This is a genomic window from Pseudomonas sp. GM102, assembly GCF_000282555.1.
Lineage (GTDB): Bacteria > Pseudomonadota > Gammaproteobacteria > Pseudomonadales > Pseudomonadaceae > Aquipseudomonas.
Map to the genome: position 1 here is coordinate 1 of NZ_AKJB01000132.1, position 5,669 is coordinate 5,669.

The window sequence follows — 5,669 nt, forward strand, 5'->3', positions numbered from 1 at the left end:
TTGACGGTTCGATCGTCTCGGTCGAAAGCGGAGAAAAAGAGGTGTTGACAGCAGCGAGTAACGCTGTAGAATTCGCCTCCCGCTAACGAGAGATCGGAAGCGCAAGTGGTTGAAGTTGTTAAAGATTTCCAAGCGAAACTTTGAAAACTTCTGAAAATAACCGCTTGACAGCAACAGAGGCTGCTGTAGAATGCGCGCCTCGGTTGAGACGAAAGATCTTAACCAACCGCTCTTTAACAACTGAATCAAGCAATTCGTGTGGGTGCTTGTGGAGTCAGACTGATAGTCAACAAGATTATCAGCATCACAAGTTACTCCGCGAGAAATCAAAGATGTAACCAACGATTGCTGAGCCAAGTTTAGGGTTTCTTAAAAACCCAAAGATGTTTGAACTGAAGAGTTTGATCATGGCTCAGATTGAACGCTGGCGGCAGGCCTAACACATGCAAGTCGAGCGGCAGCACGGGTACTTGTACCTGGTGGCGAGCGGCGGACGGGTGAGTAATGCCTAGGAATCTGCCTGGTAGTGGGGGATAACGCTCGGAAACGGACGCTAATACCGCATACGTCCTACGGGAGAAAGCAGGGGACCTTCGGGCCTTGCGCTATCAGATGAGCCTAGGTCGGATTAGCTAGTTGGTGAGGTAATGGCTCACCAAGGCGACGATCCGTAACTGGTCTGAGAGGATGATCAGTCACACTGGAACTGAGACACGGTCCAGACTCCTACGGGAGGCAGCAGTGGGGAATATTGGACAATGGGCGAAAGCCTGATCCAGCCATGCCGCGTGTGTGAAGAAGGTCTTCGGATTGTAAAGCACTTTAAGTTGGGAGGAAGGGCAGTTACCTAATACGTAATTGTTTTGACGTTACCGACAGAATAAGCACCGGCTAACTCTGTGCCAGCAGCCGCGGTAATACAGAGGGTGCAAGCGTTAATCGGAATTACTGGGCGTAAAGCGCGCGTAGGTGGTTCGTTAAGTTGGATGTGAAATCCCCGGGCTCAACCTGGGAACTGCATTCAAAACTGACGAGCTAGAGTATGGTAGAGGGTGGTGGAATTTCCTGTGTAGCGGTGAAATGCGTAGATATAGGAAGGAACACCAGTGGCGAAGGCGACCACCTGGACTGATACTGACACTGAGGTGCGAAAGCGTGGGGAGCAAACAGGATTAGATACCCTGGTAGTCCACGCCGTAAACGATGTCAACTAGCCGTTGGGAGCCTTGAGCTCTTAGTGGCGCAGCTAACGCATTAAGTTGACCGCCTGGGGAGTACGGCCGCAAGGTTAAAACTCAAATGAATTGACGGGGGCCCGCACAAGCGGTGGAGCATGTGGTTTAATTCGAAGCAACGCGAAGAACCTTACCAGGCCTTGACATCCAATGAACTTTCCAGAGATGGATTGGTGCCTTCGGGAACATTGAGACAGGTGCTGCATGGCTGTCGTCAGCTCGTGTCGTGAGATGTTGGGTTAAGTCCCGTAACGAGCGCAACCCTTGTCCTTAGTTACCAGCACGTTATGGTGGGCACTCTAAGGAGACTGCCGGTGACAAACCGGAGGAAGGTGGGGATGACGTCAAGTCATCATGGCCCTTACGGCCTGGGCTACACACGTGCTACAATGGTCGGTACAGAGGGTTGCCAAGCCGCGAGGTGGAGCTAATCCCAGAAAACCGATCGTAGTCCGGATCGCAGTCTGCAACTCGACTGCGTGAAGTCGGAATCGCTAGTAATCGCGAATCAGAATGTCGCGGTGAATACGTTCCCGGGCCTTGTACACACCGCCCGTCACACCATGGGAGTGGGTTGCACCAGAAGTAGCTAGTCTAACCTTCGGGAGGACGGTTACCACGGTGTGATTCATGACTGGGGTGAAGTCGTAACAAGGTAGCCGTAGGGGAACCTGCGGCTGGATCACCTCCTTAATCGACGACATCAGCTGCTCCATAAGTTCCCACACGAATTGCTTGATTCATTGAAGAAGACGATAGAAGCAGCTTTAAGCTCCAAGCTGATAGCTCAACGCTAACAGTTACGCGCTCGAAATTGGGTCTGTAGCTCAGTTGGTTAGAGCGCACCCCTGATAAGGGTGAGGTCGGCAGTTCGAATCTGCCCAGACCCACCAATTTTGTATGGGGCCATAGCTCAGCTGGGAGAGCGCCTGCCTTGCACGCAGGAGGTCAACGGTTCGATCCCGTTTGGCTCCACCATTAACTGCTTCGAAACGTTTGAGAGTTTAGAAATGAATATTCCGGTGTGAATATTGATTTCTAGTCTTTTGATTAGATCGTTCTTTAAAAATTTGGGTATGTGATAGAAAGATAGACTGAACGTTACTTTCACTGGTAACGGATCAGGCTAAGGTAAAATTTGTGAGTTGCTCTTTATGAGCAAGCATCGAATTTTCGGCGAATGTCGTCTTCACAGTATAACCAGATTGCTTGGGGTTATATGGTCAAGTGAAGAAGCGCATACGGTGGATGCCTTGGCAGTCAGAGGCGATGAAAGACGTGGTAGCCTGCGAAAAGCTTCGGGGAGTCGGCAAACAGACTTTGATCCGGAGATGTCTGAATGGGGGAACCCACCTAACATAAGTTAGGTATCTTAAGCTGAATACATAGGCTTAAGAAGCGAACCAGGGGAACTGAAACATCTAAGTACCCTGAGGAAAAGAAATCAACCGAGATTCCCTTAGTAGTGGCGAGCGAACGGGGACTAGCCCTTAAGTGGCTTTGAGATTAGCGGAACGCTCTGGAAAGTGCGGCCATAGTGGGTGATAGCCCTGTACGCGAAAATCTCTTGGTCATGAAATCGAGTAGGACGGAGCACGAGAAACTTTGTCTGAATATGGGGGGACCATCCTCCAAGGCTAAATACTACTGACTGACCGATAGTGAACTAGTACCGTGAGGGAAAGGCGAAAAGAACCCCGGAGAGGGGAGTGAAATAGATCCTGAAACCGTATGCGTACAAGCAGTGGGAGCCCACTTTGTTGGGTGACTGCGTACCTTTTGTATAATGGGTCAGCGACTTATTTTCAGTGGCGAGCTTAACCGAATAGGGGAGGCGTAGCGAAAGCGAGTCTTAATAGGGCGTCTAGTCGCTGGGAATAGACCCGAAACCGGGCGATCTATCCATGGGCAGGTTGAAGGTTGGGTAACACTAACTGGAGGACCGAACCGACTACCGTTGAAAAGTTAGCGGATGACCTGTGGATCGGAGTGAAAGGCTAATCAAGCTCGGAGATAGCTGGTTCTCCTCGAAAGCTATTTAGGTAGCGCCTCATGTATCACTGTAGGGGGTAGAGCACTGTTTCGGCTAGGGGGTCATCCCGACTTACCAAACCGATGCAAACTCCGAATACCTACAAGTGCCGAGCATGGGAGACACACGGCGGGTGCTAACGTCCGTCGTGAAAAGGGAAACAACCCAGACCGTCAGCTAAGGTCCCAAAGTTATGGTTAAGTGGGAAACGATGTGGGAAGGCTTAGACAGCTAGGAGGTTGGCTTAGAAGCAGCCACCCTTTAAAGAAAGCGTAATAGCTCACTAGTCGAGTCGGCCTGCGCGGAAGATGTAACGGGGCTCAAACCATACACCGAAGCTACGGGTATCACTTAGGTGATGCGGTAGAGGAGCGTTCTGTAAGCCTGTGAAGGTGAGTTGAGAAGCTTGCTGGAGGTATCAGAAGTGCGAATGCTGACATGAGTAACGACAATGGGTGTGAAAAACACCCACGCCGAAAGACCAAGGTTTCCTGCGCAACGTTAATCGACGCAGGGTTAGTCGGTCCCTAAGGCGAGGCTGAAAAGCGTAGTCGATGGAAAACAGGTTAATATTCCTGTACTTCTGGTTATTGCGATGGAGGGACGGAGAAGGCTAGGCCAGCTTGGCGTTGGTTGTCCAAGTTTAAGGTGGTAGGCTGGAATCTTAGGTAAATCCGGGATTCCAAGGCCGAGAGCTGATGACGAGTTACCCTTTGGGTGACGAAGTGGTTGATGCCATGCTTCCAAGAAAAGCTTCTAAGCTTCAGGTAACCAGGAACCGTACCCCAAACCGACACAGGTGGTTGGGTAGAGAATACCAAGGCGCTTGAGAGAACTCGGGTGAAGGAACTAGGCAAAATGGCACCGTAACTTCGGGAGAAGGTGCGCCGGTGAGGGTGAAGCATTTACTGCGTAAGCCCACGCCGGTCGAAGATACCAGGCCGCTGCGACTGTTTATTAAAAACACAGCACTCTGCAAACACGAAAGTGGACGTATAGGGTGTGACGCCTGCCCGGTGCCGGAAGGTTAATTGATGGGGTTAGCTAACGCGAAGCTCTTGATCGAAGCCCCGGTAAACGGCGGCCGTAACTATAACGGTCCTAAGGTAGCGAAATTCCTTGTCGGGTAAGTTCCGACCTGCACGAATGGCGTAACGATGGCGGCGCTGTCTCCACCCGAGACTCAGTGAAATTGAAATCGCTGTGAAGATGCAGTGTATCCGCGGCTAGACGGAAAGACCCCGTGAACCTTTACTATAGCTTTGCACTGGACTTTGAATTTGCTTGTGTAGGATAGGTGGGAGGCTTTGAAGCGTGGACGCCAGTTCGCGTGGAGCCAACCTTGAAATACCACCCTGGCAACTTTGAGGTTCTAACTCAGGTCCGTTATCCGGATCGAGGACAGTGTATGGTGGGTAGTTTGACTGGGGCGGTCTCCTCCTAAAGAGTAACGGAGGAGTACGAAGGTGCGCTCAGACCGGTCGGAAATCGGTCGTAGAGTATAAAGGCAAAAGCGCGCTTGACTGCGAGACAGACACGTCGAGCAGGTACGAAAGTAGGTCTTAGTGATCCGGTGGTTCTGTATGGAAGGGCCATCGCTCAACGGATAAAAGGTACTCCGGGGATAACAGGCTGATACCGCCCAAGAGTTCATATCGACGGCGGTGTTTGGCACCTCGATGTCGGCTCATCACATCCTGGGGCTGAAGCCGGTCCCAAGGGTATGGCTGTTCGCCATTTAAAGTGGTACGCGAGCTGGGTTTAGAACGTCGTGAGACAGTTCGGTCCCTATCTGCCGTGGACGTTTGAGATTTGAGAGGGGCTGCTCCTAGTACGAGAGGACCGGAGTGGACGAACCTCTGGTGTTCCGGTTGTCACGCCAGTGGCATTGCCGGGTAGCTATGTTCGGAATAGATAACCGCTGAAAGCATCTAAGCGGGAAACTAGCCTCAAGATGAGATCTCACTGGGACCTTGAGTCCCCTGAAGGGCCGTCGAAGACTACGACGTTGATAGGTTGGGTGTGTAAGCGCTGTGAGGCGTTGAGCTAACCAATACTAATTGCCCGTGAGGCTTGACCATATAACACCCAAGCAATTTGTGAACTCGAAAGAGGCCAGATTGCGGTGTGTGAAGACGAAACGAACCGAAAGTTCGAGATACTCACAAAACACCAAACTATCGCATACCCATTCGCTGGAGCGTGATCCGTAAGGAGAACGAGCTGGCTACCGAATTTCTTGACGACCATAGAGCATTGGAACCACCTGATCCCATCCCGAACTCAGCAGTGAAACGATGCATCGCCGATGGTAGTGTGGGGTTTCCCCATGTGAGAGTAGGTCATCGTCAAGATTGAATTCCGAAACCCCTATCTGCGTATGCAGGTAGGGGTTTTGTTTT

2 tRNA genes and 3 rRNA genes are annotated in these 5,669 nt (G+C 51.3%); all 5 read left to right on the top strand.

What is annotated here, in order from left to right:
- Nucleotides 1–389 precede the first annotated feature (389 nt).
- The 5 genes from PMI18_RS02405 (at nucleotide 390) to rrf (ending at nucleotide 5,621) form a co-directional block, all read left to right on the top strand.
- Nucleotides 390–1,928 (top strand): 16S ribosomal RNA (locus PMI18_RS02405).
- 123 nt (nucleotides 1,929–2,051) lie between these two features.
- Nucleotides 2,052–2,128 (top strand) — tRNA-Ile (locus PMI18_RS02400).
- A 9-nt stretch (nucleotides 2,129–2,137) separates the two neighbouring features.
- Nucleotides 2,138–2,213: transfer RNA gene (locus PMI18_RS02395), tRNA-Ala, on the top strand.
- A 243-nt stretch (nucleotides 2,214–2,456) separates the two neighbouring features.
- Nucleotides 2,457–5,348, top strand: a 23S ribosomal RNA gene (locus tag PMI18_RS02390).
- Nucleotides 5,349–5,505: 157 nt separating this feature from the next.
- Nucleotides 5,506–5,621, top strand: a 5S ribosomal RNA gene (gene rrf / locus PMI18_RS02385).
- Together the 16S, 23S and 5S rRNA genes with 2 tRNA genes alongside form the textbook arrangement of a ribosomal RNA operon.
- The last annotated feature ends 48 nt before the right edge of the window (nucleotides 5,622–5,669 follow it).